21 protein-coding genes are annotated in these 22608 nt (G+C 37.0%); 15 read left to right on the top strand and 6 right to left on the bottom strand.

Annotation, left to right across the window (positions count from 1 at the left end):
* Window positions 1–3: 3 nt before the first annotated feature.
* Window positions 4–1263, bottom strand: coding sequence for a pyridoxal phosphate-dependent aminotransferase (locus tag P767_RS0111840; protein WP_026764678.1), 1260 nt, complete (start codon window positions 1261–1263; stop codon window positions 4–6).
* Between the two features lie 46 nt (window positions 1264–1309).
* Here P767_RS0111840 and P767_RS0111835 point away from each other — a divergent pair, with 46 nt between their 5' ends.
* The 5 genes from P767_RS0111835 (at window position 1310) to P767_RS0111815 (ending at window position 4445) form a co-directional block, all read left to right on the top strand.
* Window positions 1310–1852, top strand: coding sequence for a hypothetical protein (locus P767_RS0111835; protein ID WP_157611507.1), 543 nt, complete (start codon window positions 1310–1312; stop codon window positions 1850–1852).
* Window positions 1837–2454: a hypothetical protein gene (locus tag P767_RS0111830; protein WP_026764676.1), complete on the top strand. Its 618-nt coding sequence runs from the start codon at window positions 1837–1839 to the stop codon at window positions 2452–2454. The genes P767_RS0111835 and P767_RS0111830 overlap by 16 nt, the downstream gene beginning before the upstream one ends.
* Before the next feature lie 224 nt (window positions 2455–2678).
* Complete coding sequence (locus P767_RS0111825) at window positions 2679–2987, top strand: hypothetical protein (RefSeq protein WP_026764675.1); 309 nt, start codon at window positions 2679–2681, stop codon at window positions 2985–2987.
* Between the two features lie 762 nt (window positions 2988–3749).
* Window positions 3750–3995, top strand: a complete 246-nt coding sequence (locus P767_RS16940) for a hypothetical protein (protein WP_037351784.1) — start codon at window positions 3750–3752, stop codon at window positions 3993–3995.
* Window positions 3996–4049: 54 nt separating this feature from the next.
* A complete protein-coding gene (locus P767_RS0111815) occupies window positions 4050–4445 on the top strand; it encodes a hypothetical protein (protein WP_026764674.1) in 396 nt (131 codons plus the stop codon).
* Window positions 4446–4525: 80 nt separating this feature from the next.
* On the opposite strand, the gene P767_RS0111810 is transcribed toward P767_RS0111815, so the two are convergent.
* Entirely contained in the window at window positions 4526–7705 is a 3180-nt protein-coding gene (locus P767_RS0111810) for a VPS10 domain-containing protein (protein ID WP_037351782.1), read from the bottom strand.
* A gap of 64 nt (window positions 7706–7769) precedes the next feature.
* Between P767_RS0111810 and P767_RS0111805 the strand changes: the two genes are divergently transcribed.
* Window positions 7770–9080 carry a DUF5690 family protein gene (locus P767_RS0111805; protein ID WP_235785875.1) on the top strand — a complete coding sequence of 437 codons (1311 nt, stop codon included), beginning with the start codon at window positions 7770–7772 and terminating at the stop codon, window positions 9078–9080.
* A gap of 62 nt (window positions 9081–9142) precedes the next feature.
* Window positions 9143–10255: an ATP-binding protein gene (locus tag P767_RS0111800; RefSeq protein ID WP_026764671.1), complete on the top strand. Its 1113-nt coding sequence runs from the start codon at window positions 9143–9145 to the stop codon at window positions 10253–10255.
* 4 nt (window positions 10256–10259) lie between these two features.
* Here P767_RS0111800 and P767_RS0111795 read toward each other — a convergent pair whose 3' ends face one another.
* Entirely contained in the window at window positions 10260–11015 is a 756-nt protein-coding gene (locus P767_RS0111795) for a LytR/AlgR family response regulator transcription factor (RefSeq protein ID WP_026764670.1), read from the bottom strand.
* 1 nt (window position 11016) lies between these two features.
* Complete coding sequence (locus P767_RS0111790) at window positions 11017–13035, bottom strand: histidine kinase (protein WP_026764669.1); 2019 nt, start codon at window positions 13033–13035, stop codon at window positions 11017–11019.
* A gap of 406 nt (window positions 13036–13441) precedes the next feature.
* Here P767_RS0111790 and P767_RS19175 point away from each other — a divergent pair, with 406 nt between their 5' ends.
* The 5 genes from P767_RS19175 (at window position 13442) to P767_RS0111760 (ending at window position 16929) form a co-directional block, all read left to right on the top strand.
* Window positions 13442–13657 (top strand): LytTR family transcriptional regulator DNA-binding domain-containing protein, encoded by a 216-nt coding sequence (locus tag P767_RS19175; protein ID WP_084799933.1) that lies wholly within the window; start codon window positions 13442–13444, stop codon window positions 13655–13657.
* 113 nt (window positions 13658–13770) lie between these two features.
* The gene (locus tag P767_RS0111775; RefSeq protein ID WP_026764667.1) at window positions 13771–15237 is read left to right on the top strand and encodes a CsgG/HfaB family protein; all 1467 of its coding nucleotides are present in this window, start codon (window positions 13771–13773) and stop codon (window positions 15235–15237) included.
* A gap of 7 nt (window positions 15238–15244) precedes the next feature.
* The gene (locus tag P767_RS0111770; protein ID WP_026764666.1) at window positions 15245–15673 is read left to right on the top strand and encodes a hypothetical protein; all 429 of its coding nucleotides are present in this window, start codon (window positions 15245–15247) and stop codon (window positions 15671–15673) included.
* Between the two features lie 52 nt (window positions 15674–15725).
* Window positions 15726–16001 (top strand): hypothetical protein, encoded by a 276-nt coding sequence (locus P767_RS0111765; protein ID WP_026764665.1) that lies wholly within the window; start codon window positions 15726–15728, stop codon window positions 15999–16001.
* Window positions 16002–16047: 46 nt separating this feature from the next.
* Window positions 16048–16929, top strand: a complete 882-nt coding sequence (locus P767_RS0111760; RefSeq protein ID WP_026764664.1) for a bestrophin family protein — start codon at window positions 16048–16050, stop codon at window positions 16927–16929.
* A 62-nt stretch (window positions 16930–16991) separates the two neighbouring features.
* Here the strand turns inward: P767_RS0111760 and msrB are convergent, their stop codons facing one another.
* Window positions 16992–17552, bottom strand: a complete 561-nt coding sequence (gene msrB / locus P767_RS0111755) for a peptide-methionine (R)-S-oxide reductase MsrB (RefSeq protein WP_026764663.1) — start codon at window positions 17550–17552, stop codon at window positions 16992–16994.
* Window positions 17553–17676: 124 nt separating this feature from the next.
* Here msrB and P767_RS0111750 point away from each other — a divergent pair, with 124 nt between their 5' ends.
* The 3 genes from P767_RS0111750 (at window position 17677) to P767_RS0111740 (ending at window position 21220) form a co-directional block, all read left to right on the top strand.
* Window positions 17677–18255 (top strand): adenylate kinase, encoded by a 579-nt coding sequence (locus tag P767_RS0111750; RefSeq protein WP_026764662.1) that lies wholly within the window; start codon window positions 17677–17679, stop codon window positions 18253–18255.
* Between the two features lie 130 nt (window positions 18256–18385).
* Entirely contained in the window at window positions 18386–20437 is a 2052-nt protein-coding gene (gene paaZ / locus P767_RS0111745; RefSeq protein WP_026764661.1) for a phenylacetic acid degradation bifunctional protein PaaZ, read from the top strand.
* A 6-nt stretch (window positions 20438–20443) separates the two neighbouring features.
* A complete protein-coding gene (locus P767_RS0111740; protein ID WP_026764660.1) occupies window positions 20444–21220 on the top strand; it encodes an enoyl-CoA hydratase/isomerase family protein in 777 nt (258 codons plus the stop codon).
* 5 nt (window positions 21221–21225) lie between these two features.
* Here the strand turns inward: P767_RS0111740 and P767_RS0111735 are convergent, their stop codons facing one another.
* Window positions 21226–22608, bottom strand: a complete 1383-nt coding sequence (locus P767_RS0111735) for a TolC family protein (protein ID WP_026764659.1) — start codon at window positions 22606–22608, stop codon at window positions 21226–21228.

Here is a 22608-nt window from a genome sequence, read left to right as displayed (position 1 = left end):
CAATCAAGAAAGTTTACCCAAAGCTGCGCCTAGCTGGGCCAGCACGGTTGGTATATCCTGTTTTCTGCAGGTACCCACACTCAAACGATACCAGCTGCTATTGGCCCCTGCACCAAAAGCAGAGAATGGAACAATCGCAATTTTCGCTTCGCTTAAAATATATTGGGTTACATCGGACTGTGTAGCCAGTATAGTACCCTCAGCCGTTTTGCTTCCCACCAAATCAATCTGAATGGTTAAATAAATAGCCGCTTGGGGTGCAATGGCATCTACTTTGAAGCCTTTTGCTTTTAAAGCAATAATGCCATCATAAATACTTTGTAAACGGAATGCAATTTCAGACTTGAAGTTTGTTAGATAGCTGCCAATCGCCTCTTTCATGGGTAGGTATTTGGCCACCGCATGCTGCTCTGCCATGGGCGCCCAGGCACCCAGATGACTTAAGATCGCTTTCATTTTTGCGATAACATTTTCCGGACCCAATGCCCAACCCACTCTTACACCTGTTGCTGAAAACACTTTTGAAATACCATCAATAAAAATGGTATACGGCTTCATAGCTGGGTTTAAGGTAAGCGGATTGTAATGAACCGTATCTCCGTAAGTTAATGTCCAATACATTTGATCGAACATTAAGTACAATTTCTTCTCTTCTGGTCCACGACTGGCATTTTCTTCTAGAATCAATTCGCAAATTTCTGCCAGTGCATTCTTGCCTAAAGTAGTGCCAGTTGGGTTTTGTGGAGTACACAAACAAATTAAGCTGGCGCCTTTGATATGAGGCTTCAAGTCTTCTACAGTAGGCATGAAATCGTTCTCTGGCAAACAATTCACTTCGCAATGCTGACCTTCGGTTAAATGCACATAGTGATTGTTATTCCAGGAGGGAACACCGTACACTACTTTATCGCCCTTGTCTACAATTACTTTAAACAAAGCATAAATCAACGGACGACCACCGGATGCTACCTGAATTTCAGCAGGCGTAAAATGCAGCCCCTCCCATTCTTGAATAAACTGACTAATAGACTTTCTTAAATCTAAAATACCTTCTGCCGCAGGGTAACTGGTCTTTTTTTGTTGATACGCTTCAATGATGAGTTGCTCTAATTCAACTGGAATGGGAAACTCGCTGGGATTGAAATCACCAATGGTGAAATTATAAATCGTTTCTCCATTGCGAATTCTTTCATTGATGGCATTGCCCAATTTTACAATTTCACTACCAATCAGGGTTTCTGCCAGATGACTCAGCTTGCTCATACAAAAATTTTGTGCAAGGTACAGAATTGCGGGTAACTTTATGGCTATGTATAAGCATTCTAGAATTTTACTATCTATACTATGTTTAGTGTTATTGAACAATGTTGAAGCACAGGACAATACATTAAAAATTAATTTATCTAAACAGCAGTATTTGCAGGGAGATTCGCTGGAAATACAAATTGTTAGTCCCAACTATTTAGACAAAAAATTAAAATCGGCTACGGCGCATATCTGGATTGATCACCTGGTTACCAAACAACGTTGGAAATTTCGCTTTCCTATGATTGAAGGGGAAGTGAATGCTGCCCTAAAAATAAATGAGACGATACCCAGTGGCAATTATGCTATTAGCTGTTTGGTGCAATCCGGATTTTACAGAATCCAGGGGCAGGTTATTGAAAGGGATAAAAAAGACACGATCATTAATTACATGATGCGAACCAGCACAAAACAGATGATGGTGGATCGGGTTAAAGTAGATGCTAAGGGATATTTTACCATGAAGCCCATGTTGTTTCAAGACACAGCTTCTTTTTATTTCTCTCCTGTTCAAAAACCCAAAAAAATTATTTGGCCATACTGCTGAAAACGCCGGTAGATTCTGCGTTTGAGCCCATTGAAACACAAACAGCATTTTTTACCGTAGGCAAACCCGGTGAATTTGTAGAGAAAAAATTCGACTATACCCTTTCATTAGACGATCCAGAACTGAATACAGAAGGCTTACCCAATGTAACAGTATATGCCAAAACAAAAACCAAGTTGCAGCAATACGAAGAGAACTATACCAGTGGTTTATTCAAAAACGACAATGCTTTTGTTTTTGATGGATTGGAAAGTGATGAACTGGTTCAATCTCAATCACTGGCTTGGTTTTTACAACAAAAAGTGCCAGGCCTAACTGTTGCCATTGATTCTGCCAACAATGAAGTATTTAAGTGGAGAGAAGAAATCTGTACCATATTCATTGACGAATTCGAAGTAATGCCCGGCGAACAATCCATGGTGTTTCCTAGAGATATTGCCATGATAAAAGTATTTCGTCCTCCTTTTCAATACAGCTCTACTACAGGTTTTGGGGGCGCCATTGCCATCTATACCAAGAAGGGGAAATTTATTGACAACAACGGCGCAAAATTCTCTTTTATATTAAAAGGTTATACAGGGTTTGATAGCGTTTGGAAATAAGAAGGTTGCATTTGAAGAAGAACGTTGTGCAATTTATTATTCATTATTTTATACCATTACCGTGTTTTCACGGTATTTTTTATATTGATAATTCTCTATTGAAATAAAGACTAGTATTGGTGAAAAATATGAAAAATACCAATTAATTATGCGTCAATTTAAATCCCCCCCCCTTATTTTTTAATTTTCACCTTTCTTTTATTAATTAGTTTATTTTTTGCTGGTTGCAAAAAAATGCTGATACTACTAGAGAAATTTCACCTGAAAACATCTCAAGACAAGAGTTAATGCTTTGGATCAACAACTATCAAAAGTTAATGCCAAACGGACCAAAACCAATTTTAGACCAAACAACAAAAACTTATTACAAAGGACAAATGATTTTAAAGATGCCCTTAAGTAACGGAGGCGGCAATCTTTACTTCACAAAAACAGACCATTTAGAAGCCTATTTTATAAGAATAGTTTCAATTGATGATAATTTTAACACAAACTTTAATGGTTACTATGAGTTTATTGACATGACAACATAAGTATACAAAAAAATAATATTAAAAGATGGTCTAATTCAATCAGAAACACCTTCTAAAAATGAAACCAATAAAATAAAATCGAATTCAAATACAAGTTTTTCATATTCATGGTTAGGTCAATTTTTATATTGTTTATCAAGATACATAGCTGCTGTTCCTGCAAAAAACATATTAGGAGAATGGGGAGCATGCAATGTACTTGGGATTGGAATAGTTATTGGGACTTGGGGTGAATCGGAAAATTTAAACCCTACAGATGGGGGCAACAGCATAGACTTTAATATACTTAATTGGTTTTTAACAAATCCCCCTTTTGATTACAACCTTCCACCTGGTCCAACTAGTATTTGGGAGTATTTCAATGGAAATTCTGGTTATTATAACCCATCTAATCAAAATGAATTAAATGGGCTACAAAATGGTTACATAAATTCTTTAGGATATTACACACCATACAGTCAATATGATATAGAAAATTATTTTTCACTAATTGATCATTATTGGCTTTCACCAGATTATGATTTAATATTACCGTATGATGCAGGCATCGATGGCTCGAGAGATATAAACGGCTTTAGAAAAAATGGTCCTATTTATACCTATAGTGATGGTTTTATACAAAACTATACAAACGATAATGGTGAAAAATATGCAGAATTTACAGATTTGAGTGGTAATAAAGTTAAGTTCCCTGGTGCGACAATTACAGACCATGGAATACTTTAAAGAAGGGGTGTTACGACTCCTAATGGTGGAATTCATATGAGCACTGTTGGAAATGGATTAGTAGACTTACAACATGAATATGGTCATTACTTACATGCGAAATCAATTGGAACTGCCTTGTATTATACAGTTGTAGTTCCTGAGAGTTTATATAGCGCTACTTTTAATGGTATCAATCATAGATTCACTTGGACTGAAGTTGTTGCGAATAAATTAGCTGCTGCATATTTTGGTCCAACATCTCAAATTGCTACAAGTACATTTTATCCTAAATCGTTTTAAATGAAATCTTTAATAAAAGCATTTCTAATACTTTCCTTATTCAACTAGTGTGGAATGGACTATAATTGCACAAATGAAATAATAAATACAAAAAATAAAAGTGTAAAATTAGAAATCCAATATGATAAAAACCAAATAGATAGTATTAAGGGGCGTTTCAATAGCACATCAGAATCAAAATTTAGCTTTTTGAATAAGCAAGGCAATATATCTGGCAAAAAATTTCAGATTGATACAAATAGATTTTCAGTAACCTATATTTTATTAAAAGATGATACGGTAGCAATTAATAAAACAGTTGGTGGTAGATTGATTGAACCCGATTATTCGCAAATAAAAAATATTACAATTCATTTAGATTCTATCAAACTAATAATTACCAATAATCAACTTCCAAAATTATTTAAAAAAGTAGACATTAATTTAGTGTGGATTTATAAGATTGAATAAAATACCATAAAAATCCCCATTTCTAATTAAAGAAATGGGGATTTGATATTCTGTGTTGTTAAGTAAACCTAATCAAGAAATTATTCCAACGGCTTATAATCTTTAAAGAATTTAAGCGGAGCCGCTTCAGCTAGTGCACGATACTGTTTCCAGTTGCCTTCGAACAAAGCATTGGCTTTTTGGATTACCGTGTTCACCGCTTCTTCAGCATAGCCCATCAACCGATTTTCCTGCTCACCAGGAATGGTAGTTTTACCCATAATCAGCTGTCTGGCTTCGCCCAATAATCCATTAATTGTTTCCTGCGGAATATTTCCATAGCCTTGTTTCAACTGAGGCTTACCATTCAGCATTTCGCGGATTTCTTTTAATGCATCTGTAACTGGCTTAGCAGCTTTGCGGATAGTATCAGCTGCTTTGCGATCCATGCTTGCATAACCAGCTTCTACTTTCTTCATAATCTCATCCACTTCTGTCAAACGATCATTCAAAGCAGTCAGCTTTATGATTGATTTTTCCATTCTTGCATTCGCAACCCGGATAGCATTTCTTACTGTCAATGGTGTTGGTGCATTCGGATCATCGTTCACTACAACAAATGTGCTGTCTTTTAAATCTCTGCCAAGGGTTAATACCACTTTGTATTTGCCAGGATTAACAGGCAATCCTCCAGGTTCAGCACCACCGCCACCTGCACCTCCAAAACGGCCACCGCCGCCGCCTCTTCCGCCGCCGCCTGCCTGGCGAATACCCTTACCTTCCATACCCCAGTAATATTTATTGAAGCCGGAATCTACGCGGGTTCTGAGGTTTCTTACATTTACCCCATACTCATCATAAATAGCCATCTGCAACGTATCGGAAATTCTATTTTTACCTGTATCAGCAGCCGTTTTATTTACGAAGAAAGTAATAGGAGCTCCTGTTCTTTTGTTCTCTCCTTCGTAAGTGCCATAAGTACTGTACTCAATACCAGAAGCATTTTTCATTTTAGCCTGGTATGCTTGTGGTGCTTCAAAAGCGACTAGCTTTTTAGCAAACACTTGACCTTTATTTGCCGCCACTTTTCGCAATGGACGAATATCATCTAGAATCCACAATGCTCTGCCAAATGTAGCGATTACCAAATCGGCCTCTCTTTCCTGAATGGCCATATCATAAGTAGATACAGAAGGATAGCCATTTTTGAACTGCTGGAAATTGGTTCCGTTGTCTAAGCTTACCCATAGCCCTTGTTCTGTTCCTACAAATATTAAATTAGGTTCTACTGGATCTTGAATCACACACAGTGCATAGCCAATCACTTTTTTCTCATCCACCATTCTTGTCCAGGTTTTGCCATAGTCTGTAGTTCTGTAAACAAATGGACGCATTTCACCTCTTCTGTAATCGTTCACTACTACAAAAGCTTCGCCACCATTGTGTTTAGACGCTTTGATTTGTGGAACCCATGCTCCCAAAGGCATTCCAGGTAATTTGCCTCTGAAATTGGTCCATGTTTTTCCACCATCTCTGGTCAATTGAATATTACCATCATCGGTTCCTACCCAAATAACCCCTTGCTCTTTTGGAGATGGCTCAATGGTTAAAATGGTACAATGGTTTTCTGCACCGGTAATATCTACGGAAATACCACCATTGTTGCTCTGATCAATTTTGGCAGAATCGTTGGTAGTTAAATCAGGAGAAATTAATTCCCAAGAAGCGCCTTTATTCGTACTCTTATTTACAAACTGACTTCCGTAATATATAGTGGCTTTGTCAAAAGGATCTTGTGCAATAGCAGCATTCCAGTTGAAGCGCTGTCTTACATTTTTACTGGGTCTGGGTGGTCTGATACTCCACTGTTCTCCGGTTGCAATATTATAACGGGAAACATTTCCTCCCTGACTCATCGTATACACCCAGTTAGGGTCTTCTGCATCAGGCATCACATCAAACCCGTCTCCACCGCTAACGCCTTGCCAGAAAGCGTTTCTGATTCCACTTCTTCTCCAAACATAGGCAGGTCCATGCCAGCTACCGTTATCTTGTAAACCTCCCATAACATTGTAAGGGATTTGATTGTCTACATTCACATGATAGTATTGACCCAATGGTAGTTTTTCATCAAACTGCCAAGTCTTACCTCTGTCTCTTGAAATACCGATACCCCCATCATTACCATCAATAATAAAATTGGCATCGTTTGGATGAATCCACCATGCATGGTGATCGGGATGGATACCACTGTAAGGAATAACTGGCTTCCAGGTTTTACCTGCATCATCACTTACATTGATTACCTGATTGATATTGTAAATTCTGTTTTCATTTTTGGTATCTACCGCAATGTCCTGAAAATAAAAAGCACGATTGGTTACCACAGCTGGATCGCTGTTTACCAACTCCCATTTAAATCCACCATCATCGGATTTATACAAGCCATTCTTGGTGGCTTCCACCAATGCATATACGCGGTTCGGATCGGTACGAGCAATGCTGATTCCGATACGGCCATAATCGCCCTCGGGCAAACCATGCTCCTTACCTAATTTGGTAAAAGTTTTACCGCCATCCATGGTTACATAAAAACCACTTCCGCTTCCACCACCTTTTAAGCTCCAGGGTGTGCGCTTGTGCTCGTACATATTCACAAACAACTTATTGGGATTCGCAGGGTCCATTACCATATCACCTACACCACTGTTTTGATTGGTGTATAAAATTTGCTTCCAAGTTTCTCCTCCATCGGTTGTTTTATAAACGCCTCTTTCGGGATGATCTGCAAATGGATTACCCATTGCACCTACATATACCACATCCGGATTGGTTGGGTCAATGATGATGCGATGAATATTGCGGGTCTTTTCTAAACCCATGCGCTTCCAGGTTTTTCCACCGTCTAAACTTTTGTAAATTCCTTCTCCTAAGCTGATTGAATTACGAGGATTACCTTCTCCAGTTCCTGCCCAAACCACGCTGGGATTGGATTGTACCAACGCTATTGCACCTATATTCTGTATGGGTTGGTCGTCAAAAATGGGCGTCCACGAAGCACCTCCATTTTCAGTTTTCCATACGCCACCACTGGCTGTGCCCAAAAAGATAATATTGGGATTGGTCCACACCGCATCAATGGCAGTTACACGACCACTCATGCCTGCCGGCCCAATATTACGGGGCTTCATGTTTTTAAAGTGTTTGGATAAATCTACCTGCTGGGCATACACAGCAAAACTGGCTGCAATACCCACAAAGGCTAAGAGTAATTTTCTCATAAAGGAATTTAGTTTTAGGAAGCGGTAATTTCCTAAATAAAGGTGCAATTGCCAAAAACTAAGGATGAGTGGCTTATATTTATCGGTAGAAAGAATGCCCTTGAAAAATAATTCCATCCTTACCAACAGCAGCTTAAAAACAGGTATCTACGCAGCCGTCGTTGCTTTTTTAAGTTATACCATGATTTTTGGTTTTCGCAAATCCTTTACGGTTTGCACGTTTGATGGCATGGCATACTGGGGCCTGGGTTATAAAACATTGTTGGTACTAAGCCAGATGCTTGGGTACTTGATGGCCAAGTTTTATGGAATTAAATTCATTGCAGAACTCAAACGTATGGGTCGCAATAAAAATGTGTTGACCTTGGTAGGAATTTCCTGGTTGGCCTGGTTGTTATTTGCGTTAACTCCTGCGCCATTCAATATTGTTTTTCTTTTCATGAACGGGTTTCCACTGGGTATGTTGTGGGGCGTTATTTTTTCTTATATCGAGGGGAGAAAAACCACCGATTTTATTGGCGCAGCACTAGCAGTTAGCTTTATTTTTTCATCGGGTTTTGTAAAGTCGGTTGGGGGCTGGCTGATGGTGGAATGGAATATATCTGAGTTCTGGGTTCCCTTTGTTACTGGGCTGGTTTTTGCACTTCCTCTACTGTTGTTTATTTACCTCATGGAACAAATTCCTCCGCCAACTGAAGAAGATATTGCCTTACGCATGAACCGAACACCCATGACTGCAGCAGACAGAAAAAAATTTATTCGGCATTTTTTTCCAGGTATTGTTGCGGCCGTTATCATCTATGCTTTTGCCACTATTTTCAGAGACATTAGAGACAATTTTAGTGCAGACATGTGGAAGGAAATGGGCTATTTAAATCAACCTGCCATATTTTCTAAAACAGAAACCCCCATTACACTGGTTATTCTGGTTTTGATAGGCAGCATGGTGCTGATCAAAAACAGTTTTAAGGCATTTATGCTTTCTCATGTTTTTATCATGCTGGGCTTTATTGTTGCGGGATTGAGTACCTGGTTGTTCAGCAGTGGAGGGCTTGCCCCCATCTGGTGGATGACCCTGGTAGGCTTGGGTTTATACATGGTTTATATCCCCTTCAATGCAGTGTATTTTGAGCGCATGATTGCTGCATTTCAATTTACCGGCAATGCGGGTTTCTTAATTTATGTAGCCGACTCTTTTGGTTACTTGGGAAGTGTGAGTGTCTTATTGAGCAAAGAAATTTTTAAAGTTCAATTGAATTGGGTGCATTTCTTTTCGAATAGTGTAATGGGCTTGTCTGTGGCGGGGGTATTGATTACGCTTTATTCTGCTAGGTATTTCAAATTAAAACACGATAAAAATGCCTCTTTTTTATAATTGATTATAAAGATATCGCTTATTTTTAGTGTTTTGATATAAATAACTCGCTATATTTGAGTATGATTTCCCGTTATTTAGGTGACCAAATAACCCATATACAACCCACCAAAAAAGCGATTCTATTAATTGGGGCAAGGCAAGTTGGCAAAACAACTTTACTTAAACAACTGTTTTCAGATGCTTTGTGGTTGTATGGAGATGATGCGGATACACGTCAACAACTGAGTAATCCAAATGAGACAGTTTTAAAAAATCAATTAGGTACTAATAAAACCTTAGTAATAGATGAAGCACAAAGAATTGAAAACATTGGTTTAACGGCAAAAATCATCACAGACAGATTACCCAATATAACATTAATACTATCTGGTTCATCTGCTTTTGAATTAGCGAATAAATTAAATGAGCCATTAACCGGTAGAAAATGGGAGCTGCAAATGTTTCAATTGAGCTATGATGAAATGTGTAATTATCATACAGCTTTTACGGAAAACAGATTGTTAAAGCAAAGGTTATTATACGGTTATTATCCAGAAGTAGTATTGGGTGAAGGCAATCAACAAACTATCCTAAAAGAAATTTCAAGTGCATACCTATATAAAGATATTCTGACCTGGGAAAATATTCATAAACCTGATAAATTAGAACGACTCATACAAGCCATTGCACTTCAAGTAGGCAAATTGGTATCCTATCATGAATTAGGACAAATAGCAGGATTAAATTCAGCAACCGTTGAACGCTATATTAACTTATTAGAAAAAGCATTTGTAATATACAGGCTAGGGAGCTTTAATAGAAATTTGAGAAACGAGTTAAACAAAAGTCGGAAAATATATTTTTATGATAATGGTTTAAGAAATGCAGTCATTAATCAGTTTCAGCCAATTGAACTAAGAAATGATATTGGTGCCTTATGGGAAAATTATTTACTAGCAGAAAGAACCAAATATTTATCAGCAAAAAAAATATATTGTAATCGCTATTTCTGGCGAACAAAAGATGGCGCTGAAATAGACTATGTTGAAGAGTATAACGGCGAAATTTGTGCGTATGAATTTAAATGGAGTTCAGCAACAAAAGCAAAGTTTTCTAAATCATTTGTTGAACAGTACAAACCGGTAGAAACAAAACTTATTCATTCAGAAAATTATATGGAGTGGTTGAGGTGAAAAATTAATCAGATTTCATCACTTTTGAAATAAATGCTTCTTTTCGCCTAGTTGATACTTCAACTTCTGATCCATCTGTCAATTGAACTGTACCACCTTTGCCTTTATTATAAAACTTAATAAACGAAAGATTAATCAGATGAGAATTATGTACTCTGAAAAAATTATACTCAGTTAGCAATTCTTCAAACTCTTTTAAAGTTTTAGCAACAACTAATTTAGTCTTTTCTGTTAAATATAAGGTAGTATAGTTGATATCACTTTCACATCTAATAATAGAAGAAACAGGAATAAATTCTATACCAGACAAAGTAGGGACTGCTATCTTTTTATCGTGTAAGCTTAATTGTTTAAAATTTGCATACAACAAATCAAATTTCTGTTTGTAATCTTTTTGTTCAATAGTATCACTAAATTTATCGATAGCAAGTTTCAAATCGTCAATATCAACTGGTTTCAGTAAATAACCAATAGCACTAAATTTGAAGGCTTTTACTGCATACTTTTCATAAGCAGTTGTAAAAATAACATCAAAAGAAAGTTTATCAAACTTACTCAACAAATCGAAGCCAGTTAACTCATTTAATTGGACATCCAAAAAAATGAGATCAGGCTTTTCTTGGACTATTAAATCATAAGCCGATAGCACAGAACTAGCTGTCCCAACTAATTTTAATTTATATGCAAACTTTGTCAAAAACAAAGACTTTAGTCTATCAATACAATGCTGCTCATCATCTACAATAATTACTTTAATCATATCAAGCCTTCATTAAGGGTAATTGCAAAACAACTCTGGTACCAACAGGTAAGTCATGGATGTCTATAGTTGCATTTGACTTTTTCAAATTATTTAAAATGGCTATTCTTTCCTTCGTTAAACTAAATCCAAAAGATTTCTTATTCTTACTTAAAACTTGAACATTATTTCGTCCAACTCCATTATCGTCAACATGTATCAGTAGCATCCCATTTTCCAGTCGAATGTCAATAGAAACAATACCACCTTGTTCCTTACTTGATAATCCATGCCAAATACTATTTTCCACCAATGGTTGCAATATCGAAGGAGGAACTAACAGTGTTGATACATCAACACCGTCTTGAACATGCAAACTGTAATTTACTTTATTACCTAATCGCTTTGCTTCTAGCTGAACATATAGTTCAATCATTGATAATTCTTCACTCAATAGGATTTCTTTTTCTTCAGAGTTCTCGAGAGTATATCTCATTAATTTAGCGAACTTTGTAAGGTACTCGTCTGCATCTTGAATGTTATTCTTTTGAATATAATCTGAAATAGAATTAAGTGAATTAAACAAGAAGTGCGGATTAAGCTGCAACTTCAGTATTTTCATCTGATTCTCAATCACTGTCGATTTCAAAATCTGCTCTTTGGTTGTACTCTCTAATGACTGTTTCTTTCTTAGAAAATAAAATATTATTAGCAACAATAATAAAAGTATTGCCGAAAATATAAGTGTATACTTTCTTTTAATCTCAGTATTTGAAATTTCTTGCCTTAGCAACATTTTGTTTTTTTCTGATGCTTGAATAACTTGATCTTTTTTTTGCCTTTCCGCTAAAACTAATTTTTGACTCTCAAAACTTTTTTTTGCACTAGATAATTCAAGCGAAATGTATCTAATCTTTTCTTTATTTAAAGCTATTTTCGTTTTTTGCTCTTTAAGTAATGCAGCAAGTTTAAGCCTATTAATAATTTCCTTATCCACAGCAGCTTTTTTTTCAGATTCGAACTTGAGTTCAGCCTTTGTAACCTCTACTCGCTTATCGAGATTGTCAATACTGTCACGAGCCCCTATGAATCGCTTATAATAATCATATGCCATCGGAAAATTATTTTTCTTCTCATATATCTTATATAATTTTTCAAAAGCCTCTTTCTGGCGCAGAAGAATTCCACCTTTATTTGCATCATCAGCTAATTCCAAGTATTTTTTTTCAGCGGAATCAAAATCATCCATATGAAAATAAACATCCGCTAAACTGGAGTTCACCTCCAAACGCTGTGTTTGATCAGTTTTATAAGAAGAACTTTTTTCTAGTCTCTTTAATATTTGAAGAGCCGAGTCAAACTTATTTAATCGATTATACAATACCGATTGGTTATAAAGTGAAATATCAGCCAACGATGTATATCCCAAATTCAATTGAATCGATGCCACTACTTTAAACTCATCTAAAGCACGCTGATAATCAATAGCATGATCCATGAGAAACGAGCCATAGTTACCATGACATACAGCCCTAACTTCTTTATCACCTAACTCATCTGCTAGCTTAATACTAAGCTTGCCAACTGAATCAGCTTTTTGCTGTATATTGAGTCGATTATAAACTCCAGTAAGCTGGCCGAGTAAACTAACATAAAATACGTGAATTCTATTTGCTGCATATTTCTTTTTTAAGACATCAATATAGCTAAGAGCTTTAAGAGTTGCCTCAAGTGCCTTCACCATTTCCCCTTTGATTGTATACATTGTACCTAACTGTCGGTATGCTGAAGCTACACCTCTTAAATAGCCTATCTTTTCAGACATTTCCAATCCTATATAAGTGAGTTTGATGGGTGTGTCAATAATTGAAAACATTCTATGCTGACCAGCTAAATTTATAATTCCGATAATTCTTTCAGAATCCGGTAATGACTTGTTTTCGTAAACTTTATAAAACGGATGATTTTTATAATCAAAATTTTGTGCAACAAGTAAAAAATTTGAAAAGAGTAAAACAAGAATCAATGCAGCTTTCATCATGGTTAAATTAGTTTAAAAAAATGACTATAAATAATACTGACTATTAGAAATTAAGCGCTTGCTTACTTCACAACCACTCAGTAGAATAAGTATCAAATAATAAATCATTTATTCCAAATAATAAACAGCACTAAACATGTTGGGGGGATTCTTCTAAGTTAGCTTAAATATTAATTTAAACCCTACTATGTAGGGAGAAAATTTGATCACCTCATATGCTGGAAACCAATAAACTACTAATTAACCAATATCAAGATTTACTTATAGCCCATTTGAGTAGGCTATTATCCAAACAAATAATTACACTTCAAACAACTGAAGAAATTATATTGGTTAACACGGCTGATATTATTTACTGCTCAAGTGCTATTAATTACACAACAATCTGGTTAATTGAGAAAAAAAGATTGTTATTGCAAAAACCCTCGGGGATATAGAGCAACAATTAAAAGAGTATAGTTTTTTTAGAATTCACCAATCATATCTCATTAATCTGCTTTGGCTAAAACAATTCAAAAAAGCGAAAGGAGGTTATGCAATTATGATTGATGATACAAAACTGGAAGTGTCCAGTAGAAAAAAAGAAGCATTTCTTAAATTTTTAACCAAACCCAATACTTAGAATACTCAAAAATCGCAAATAATAAATAGTCCTTGGCGAAAAATAAACTGTAGTTGTTTCAGGAATTTAATCCGATTAGGTTTGTTTACAATTGAAAAATCAAAACTCATTTTATGAAGAAACTATTTTTATTATTGATTTTCACATCAATTTTTTTAATACTCAGCGCACAAAAAAAACCTAAAGTAACAATTGAGCAAATTAAAGAACAATGTGGTGATATTCCATATAATAAGAGATTAAGGCTAAGTGTTTCAAATTTTGACGTTGCTACACCTAATGCAAGTGGAAAGTTTGGTGATGAACTATCACAAATGCTTACAAACGCACTGCAAAACGTGAATTGCTTTAATGTACTTCTAAGTATAAAAGATACAAAAGCTATCTCTGATGAAATTTCATTTAGTCAAGCAGGTAACACGGCATTAAAAAGCGGTCCTCAAACCGGAAAAATGAAAGGGCCTCAAGTGGTTGTCCTTGGTAAAATAACTGAATTTGGTGAGGGAAGTAATTCTGTGGGTGCATTTGGGCTAAAAATAGGTGGAAACAAGGCAAAAATTGGTTTCATTATTCAACTTGTAAATGCGCAAACAAGAGAAGTGATGGAATCAAAATCAATTAATGTTGAAGGGAATGCTAATGGTTTTAATGGAGCAAAACTATTTGGGCTAGAAATGGTAGGCAATACAAATAACAATAAAGCATTGGCTGATGCATGTGAAAAAGGAATCATTCAAGCAGTTGAATTTATAGCAAGTAGAAAAGATAAAATGAATTTTAGTCCTGAGGAGGAAGCTGAAACAAAAAAATATACAGTTGAAAATTGCAGTATTTTAAAATCTTCATATATACCAAAAGTAATGGTAATTCTTCCTGAATTTCATATCACAGAAAGAATACCAGATCCTGCGGCAGAAACAGAAATAAATAGAAAATTAATTGAATCAGGATTTAAGGTAGTAGACGCTGCTATGTTTGCAACAATAAAAAATGGTACAAGATTCATTGATGCTTCACATAATCCCAAAGCTGCAATTTCACTTGGTAAAGAATTTGGAGCAGATATTGTGATTTATGGAGAGGCATTTAGCCAAAGAACTGGTATGCAAGGAAATCAAGTATCCTGCAGAGCCAGGGTTGAAATAAAAGCTGTGCGAACAGATGATGCAAGCATTATTGCTGCAAACGGATTAGAAGCTGGTGCTTTAGATAATGCTGAATTTGTTTCTGCGAAATCAGCATTAAGAAATGCAGGTACGCTTGTTGCAGAATATTTACTTGACCAATTTTGCTCAAAAAATTTAGTGTTTACTAAAATTAATCAAACACAGAATATTCAAAAGATACTAACATCAGTAACTATAGAAAATGCTGATTATAGTAAATTAAAAGTTGTTACTGACTTATTAAATTCAAAAGGGAAAATATCCGATAAATCATTAACAAATAATATTGGTCAGTTTAAAATAGACTTTAAAGGCTCATCAGAAAATATTGCTGAAATAATTTCTAAAACACTTGGATCAAGATATACAATTAAAGAATTGAGTGAAAACATGCTTGTATTAATTGCAAAATAAAATAACTATGAAACTTAAAATAATATGCGTTTTGATGATTTCAATTTGTTTTCAATATTGTTACTCACAAACAAAAAACGCAAAAACTGATATTGGATTTATAAAAGAATTATCTGGCAAGGATGCTACTCAAATTAAGCTTTTTGATCATCCCGCTTTGAATGAAAGGATGAAAAAAATTTATGGAAAAGAGTATAAAAACTTTTTAGAAAACTTATCAGGATATTCAAACCCTATAATAATTAAAGGAGACTATGGGTTTGTATTCCTTGTTGGTAAATATCGATATTCAGGAAATTGTGGAATTTATTTTGACTTTAAACAGAATTTAATTTATGCGACAATTGGAGCTGCTCAAGTAGATGTTGATCCACTAGTTTTTAGTGAAAACAAAGTAAAATCTATTCCAATCAACATTATAAACTTATTTAATTAAACAAAATTAAATAAGCTGAAACCCATTTAGGTTAACTACAAAATCTTTAATTATGAAAATATTTGCATTATTATTTATTGGAGCTGGCGCATATATTCTTTATAGATGTGTGAAAAAATGGTACAGCATTATGTTTAAAGGTGGCGGTTTACCGGTAAAACCAAAACCAGGTCAAACTGTAGAGGACTATCAGAAAGAGATTATGCAATCAGATGCGAGTAAATTAGTAAGTCAACCTGGTAAGGCATTAGGTGGCTTTATGATTTCAGTAATTGGTACGTTTATAGGTCTGTTTATGATTCTAATTGGCATAGTTATGTTTGCCTAGAGAATCAAATAAGCCAATTAGTCATTTGAAATTGTACATTTATTGAATGATCAGTTATAACCCTAAAGAATGGATTCAATCGATATTTCGTTTTCATAAAACGGACACACTCAGACAGTTGTTTCCATTAATTCTGGGTATTGGTGTGTTTTCTTGGGCCATCGTTTTTTTTGAAGCCAATTATTTGCGACTCTCCAGCAGTCTCTATGCAAAAAATATCACCATGATGCACAGCTTATTGGGCTTTGCAATTTCTATGTTACTAGTATTTAGAACCAATACGGCTTATGATCGTTGGTGGGAGGGTAGAAAACTTTGGGGTTCATTGGTCAACAATAGTCGCAACCTTGCTTTGAAAATAAATTGCTTGTTGCCAAGCGATGATGAAAAGAATCGAAGTTTTTTTAAAAAAATTATTCCCTTGTTTGCTCATGAACTTAAAAATCATTTGCAAAATGAAAAAACAAGATTGGCATTAGATGCTGCACCACATCCTGAAATCAGCGGATTTGACAGCAGCAAACATATACCAAATCAGATTGTAGCCTTACTGTATAACAAAGTGCACTTGCTTAAACGCGATCAACAAATCTCTGATTTTGATGTATTGTTTATCACCCAAGAACTGCAATCGTTCATGGACATTTGCGGTGCCTGTGAAAGAATCAAGAACACCCCAATCCCTTATTCGTATAGTGCCTTTATTAAGAAATTTATCTTTTTATATATTATTACCCTACCGCTTGGATTCGCTCTTTCGCTGGGATATATCACCATTCCTGCAACCATTTTTATTTCCTATGTACTGGCTAGTCTAGAATTGATTGCAGAGGAAATTGAAGATCCATTTGGCAATGATGACAATGATTTACCAATGGACAGAATTGCAGAGAATATCAACAAGAATATCCAGGATATATTAGCGTAAGGGCCGGATAAATCCGGCCCCTCCATTCTCAGTCTCACGATCCCTCTTCTCACTATATTTCACTATCCTTTTTTCTCGTTGTATTTTTTTTCAGCTTCAGCCGCTTTTTCAAAATCTAGCACTACCCCATTGATGCAATAGCGGAGACCTGTAGGTGGGGGACCATCTTCAAAAACATGACCCAGGTGCGATTTACAACGACCGCATTGTACCTCAGTTCGCTGCATGCCGTGGGAATTATCCGGTAAATAGACGATAGACCCTTTCGAAATGGGTTCATAAAAACTGGGCCAACCACAACCACTATCGAATTTGGTATCGCTTTTAAACAACGCATTGCCACATACTGCACAATAATAAGTTCCTACTTCCTTGAAATTCTCGAATTTGCTAGTCCATGGCCTTTCGGTGCCTTTTTCCCGGGCTATATAATATACTTCGGGAGACAGGATTTTCTTCCACTCGCTGTCTTTTACAGCCAATTTTCCTTTTTCGCCCTTGGCGTAATATGGATTGTCTTTCTTTGACATAGTATCTTTAACAAGTTTATCAGTTGAATTGTTTTGGGCATTGCAGGCTGTTAAGCTAAACAATCCAAATAAAATGAATGCAGACCACTTCATAGTGTATTCTTTTAACGATATAACTACGTATCAAAGACAGTTTAGGTTTGGATTGGTTGCATGAAAACAAGGATTTTTAACACGCCCTTTGTATATTTGTTGTTCAAGCAAGCATCGAATTTACATGTTCAACATTATTTTATTCGGTCCTCCCGGAAGCGGTAAGGGTACGCAGAGTGAGAAATTGATACAGCAGTACGGCCTTAAACACCTTTCTACCGGAGACCTTCTACGCAGTGAAATTGCCAGACAAACCCCATTGGGTTTAGAAGCCAAGAACTTGATGGACAAGGGCCAGTTGGTTCCTGATGAAGTAGTTATTGGAATGATTTCCTCTGCTTTGGAAGCAAATCCTGAAGCCAAAGGCTTTTTATTTGATGGCTTCCCCAGAACTACTGCACAAAGCGAAGCTTTAGATAAGCTTTTAAAACTGAAACATACTGAAATAGGCGTTTTACTGGCATTGGAAGTTTCTGAAGAAGAACTGGTTAAGCGTTTATTGAACCGAGGTTTAACCAGCGGAAGAAGCGACGATACCAATGAAACCGTTATCAGGGCCCGTATTGTAGAGTATAAAGACAAAACAACCGTGGTAGCAAACTACTACGAACAGTTCGATAAAGTGGTTAAAATACCAGGCGAAGGCACTGTTGAAGAAATTTTTTCAAATCTTTGCAGCGAAATCGATAAAAGAATGTCTTAACATATAGAACTGTTAAAGTTTTTGACCAATAACCAACTGCTATGCCCGTCCCGATACCATCCGGACGGGTTTTTTTATGCTCTTTTTGTAAACTATCAATCGTTAGCTTTGTTGCGTAAATAAAAACTATATGTATACAGTTGAGAACTACATTTCAGGTAATTGGATCAAGGGAGAGGGTGAAGGACAATTGTTGTTCAATGCCGTAACAGGGGAGCCTATAGCAAAAGCTACCAGTAAGGGTCTGGATTTTGCAGCAGCCCTGCACTACGCCCGAAGCAAGGGCAACCCGGCTTTACGAAAAATGAGTTTTCATGAAAGAGGATTAATGCTCAGGGCTTTAGCCATTTACTTAAGAGAACATTTAAATGAGTTCTATACCATCAGTTATCAGACCGGTGCCACCAAGGCAGATAGCTGGGTAGACATTGAGGGCGGCATCGGAAATCTGTTTTCGTACGCATCCTTAAGAAGAAAACTTCCAGACACGCCGTATTGCTTGGATGGGGAACATCATCCTTTGGGTAAGGCGAATACATTTATGGGACATCACTTACTTATTCCCAAAGAGGGGGTTGCTGTGCATATCAATGCTTTTAACTTCCCGGTTTGGGGAATGCTGGAAAAAATTGCTGTAAACCTGCTGGCAGGTGTACCCGCTATTGTAAAACCAGCAACCGTAACTTCTTATTTAACTGAAGCAGTAGTTAAAAAAATAATTGCCTCGGGCATATTGCCAGAAGGGGCATTACAATTGATTTGTGGCAGTGCAGGTGATTTGTTAGACAATGTACAATCCCAGGATGTGGTAACTTTTACGGGTTCTGCCCAAACGGGGTTATTGCTCAAATCAAATCCCAAAATTTTGGCAGAAAATGTTCCGTTTACCATGGAAGCCGATTCTTTGAATTGTATTGTTTTGGGCGAAGACGTTGAACCGGGTATGCCCGAATGGGATATTTTCATTAAAGAAGTCAGAAGAGAAATCACTACCAAGTCAGGGCAAAGATGTACTGCTGTCAGAAGAATTTTTGTGCCTGAAAATAAAATAGAAGCCGTACAGCAATCACTAACGACTGCTTTGGCACAGAATGTAATTGGTAATCCGCTGAATCCATCTGTAAGAATGGGTTCACTGGCAGGAGAATCACAGAGAAAAGAAGTAAAAGCACAGGTAGAGAAACTATTGACCAGCTCCAGTATTTTATACGGTTCCTTGGATACGGTAGAGGTAGTAGATGCCGATCCGGTAAAAGGAGCATTTATCAGTCCGCTTTTATTGTTCAACGACAACCCATTTGGAAACACAGTTGTGCACGAAGTAGAAGCATTCGGACCTGTGGCTACTTTGATGCCTTATAAAAAAACAGCCGATGCCATTGCTTTATCTAAATTGGGTAAAGGGTCACTCGTAAGTAGTATTGTAACTGCCGACACGCGCATAGCCACCGACTATGTAGTGGGTGCAGGAACTTATCATGGCAGAATCCTGGTTTTGAATCAGCATTGTGCCAAAGAAAGTACCGGGCACGGATCCCCACTACCTTTATTGGTGCATGGCGGACCAGGGAGAGCAGGGGGTGGAGAAGAAATGGGTGGATTAAGAGGCGTAAAACATTATATGCAAAGGGTTGCCGTTCAAGGATCACCCGATATGATTACGGCCATCAGTAAAGTGTATCAGCCAGGAGCAACTGGAAATACCAATACCATACATCCATTTAAAAAATACTACGAAGAGCTGGAAATAGGCGATCAGTTGATAACTGAAAAAAGATTAATTACAGCGGAAGATATCAATGCTTTTGCCGACTTAAGCGGCGATCATTTTTATGCGCATCTGGAAGGGACCGATTTTAATGGCACTATGTTTGAGAGACAAGTAGCACATGGCTATCTGTTAATGAGCATGGCAGCCGGCTTATTTGTGGATAGTTATGAAAAAAATCCGGTCTTACTCAATTACGGTATTGACGAATTAAGATTCACCAAGCCGGTTTATCCAGGCAGTGAAATGCATATCCGCTTTACCTGTAAGGAAAAAATAAGACAGGAGAAAAAAGAATCAACCGATATTGACAAAGGAATTGTAAAATGGTTGGTAGAAATGATTGACGAAACCAATGAATTAACCGGAATAGCAACCATATTAACAATGGTTGCAAAGAAACCAGTAAATTAAAATTGTATGATTGAACACATTAAAGAAGGATACGTAAAAGTAGAACGCGAGCATGGTATCGCTACCATTGAATTCTTTCATCCGCAAAGCAATTCATTGCCCGGTAAAATTTTAGATGCACTTGCTAAAGAAATTTACAGTGAAGGATTAAATAAAGAAACCAAAGTAATTGTACTTCGTTCCGCTGGCGAAAAAGTATTTTGCTCCGGAGCTTCTTTTGATGAATTAGCTGCAATTAAAACAGAAGCAGAAGGTCTAGCCTTTTTCAGTGGCTTTGCCAAAGTAATCAATGCCATGCGTACCTGCGGTAAAATCATTATAGCTCGTATTCAGGGAAAATGCATTGGTGGTGGAGTTGGACTGGCTGCGGCTGCAGACTATGCTATAGCCTGCGAAGGTGCCGATGTAAAACTAAGCGAACTGGCAGTAGGAATTGGCCCCTTCGTGGTAGGTCCTGCTGTAGAAAGAAAGATCGGACTTTCCGCATTCTCTCAATTAACTATTGATGCAGTTACCTTTAGACCCGCGGATTGGGCCAGAAGAAAAAGTTTATACGCAGAACTGCACCCTGACGTTGCAGGTATGGATGAATCTATCATCCGATTGTCTAATACTTTATCCCAATCCAATCCGGATGCATTAAAGGAATTAAAAACTATTTTCTGGAAGGGAACAGAACACTGGGATGAATTGCTGAAAGAAAGAGCAGGCATTAGCGGACGCTTAATTTTAAGCGAACACAGCAAGGCATTTATACAGCGCTTCAAGCAAAAATTGTCTTAATTAAACTAACGAAGAAGTCCGGCCGCCCAGTTGATTCCATAGCTGGCTTTCAGGTATTTGGCTCTTAGCTGAATTAACTTTTCTGCGGTTTCAATTACTTTATTTTCACGGGTATTTAAAAGAAACAGAGAGCTTTCGCCATTTTGAAAACGAAGGTTCTCTGCTTTTAATAAAGCAGTGTAACCGTTATAGGCCTGTTGTGCAGCGCCAATTTGATCTTTCAGCAAAGTGGCTTCAGCAAAGTAAGAACGGATTTTATTGGCTGTATTCCATTGCTTCAGATTCAATTCGTAATTGGTCTCTGCAATTTTTAGTTTCGCCTGCTTGTAAGAACCCTGGCCCTCTCTCAGGAAAATGGGTATTTTAAATTGTATGCCCCATACATAATTATTCTGAAGAAGCGCACCACCAAAATCCTTCATCACATTGTATCCCTTGTTTAGCATATTTGCCTTAAGATTCAAAGAAGGCAACAAAGACTGAAATTTTAATTTTCTTTCCACTTCCAGGGCTTCCAGTTCAAAAGCCAGACTTCTGATAGAAGGATTTTCCTGATTCACTCTGTTAATTAATTTATCGGGATCCTCTGAAGCTAGGTACATCTGAAACTGAACAGTATCCGGCACCAGATTAGCATTTAACAAATAAGCCGCATCGTTTTCATTCCATAAATAATTACCCAATTCCAGTTGCGCTGTTGCCAGCTTTGCTTTTGCATCTGCCTGCATCATTTGAAACTGTTGTACCTGGGTCAGCGCCTCAATGGTATCTATTACAGCCCTGTCTCCGTTTAAGTAAGCCAGCTTTACCAAACGGAAACGTTCTCTGCTTATTTGCAAAAACTGATTGTATATGCTGTACAACTGATAAGCACCAGCCCATTGCCAGTAAGTGTTGTAAGCGTCGAACAACAGGTCGTTCTGCATTTTCAGGCGATCCTGCTCACTTTGTTGTAAAGAAATCTGTGCCTGCTGCAGATTCGCTCTTCGCTGATCTATCAGCAAACCTTTAATCAAAGGCATTTCTAATCCCAGATAACTGCTTTGCCCTCTGGTGATCTGATTATTCAGAAACAAACCCCCATTGTCTTCCAGGCCTGCTTTAATGTCCATTCCCCCAATACGGGTGGGCACTTTAAATTCAGGATTGGTATAGAAATAATAGTTTTTACCATCAAAGGTTTTCCTGCTTGCTTCCATTTCTACGGTTGGATCAAAGCCTCCTTTGGCGCTTAACAAAGCGGCACTGGCTTTCTCTACCTTAATACCAGCCTGCTTGGCTAGTGGGTGAAAGCTCTTGACCTGATTAATGAACGCTTCAGGACTCAAGACCTGTGCATTCAGTTGAATCACAGAAATAAAACCAATCAAAAACAAGCAATGTTTCAT

This window comes from Sediminibacterium salmoneum NBRC 103935 (assembly GCF_000511175.1).
Taxonomy (GTDB): domain Bacteria; phylum Bacteroidota; class Bacteroidia; order Chitinophagales; family Chitinophagaceae; genus Sediminibacterium; species Sediminibacterium salmoneum.
This window is presented reverse-complemented; position numbering and strand designations above follow the sequence as displayed.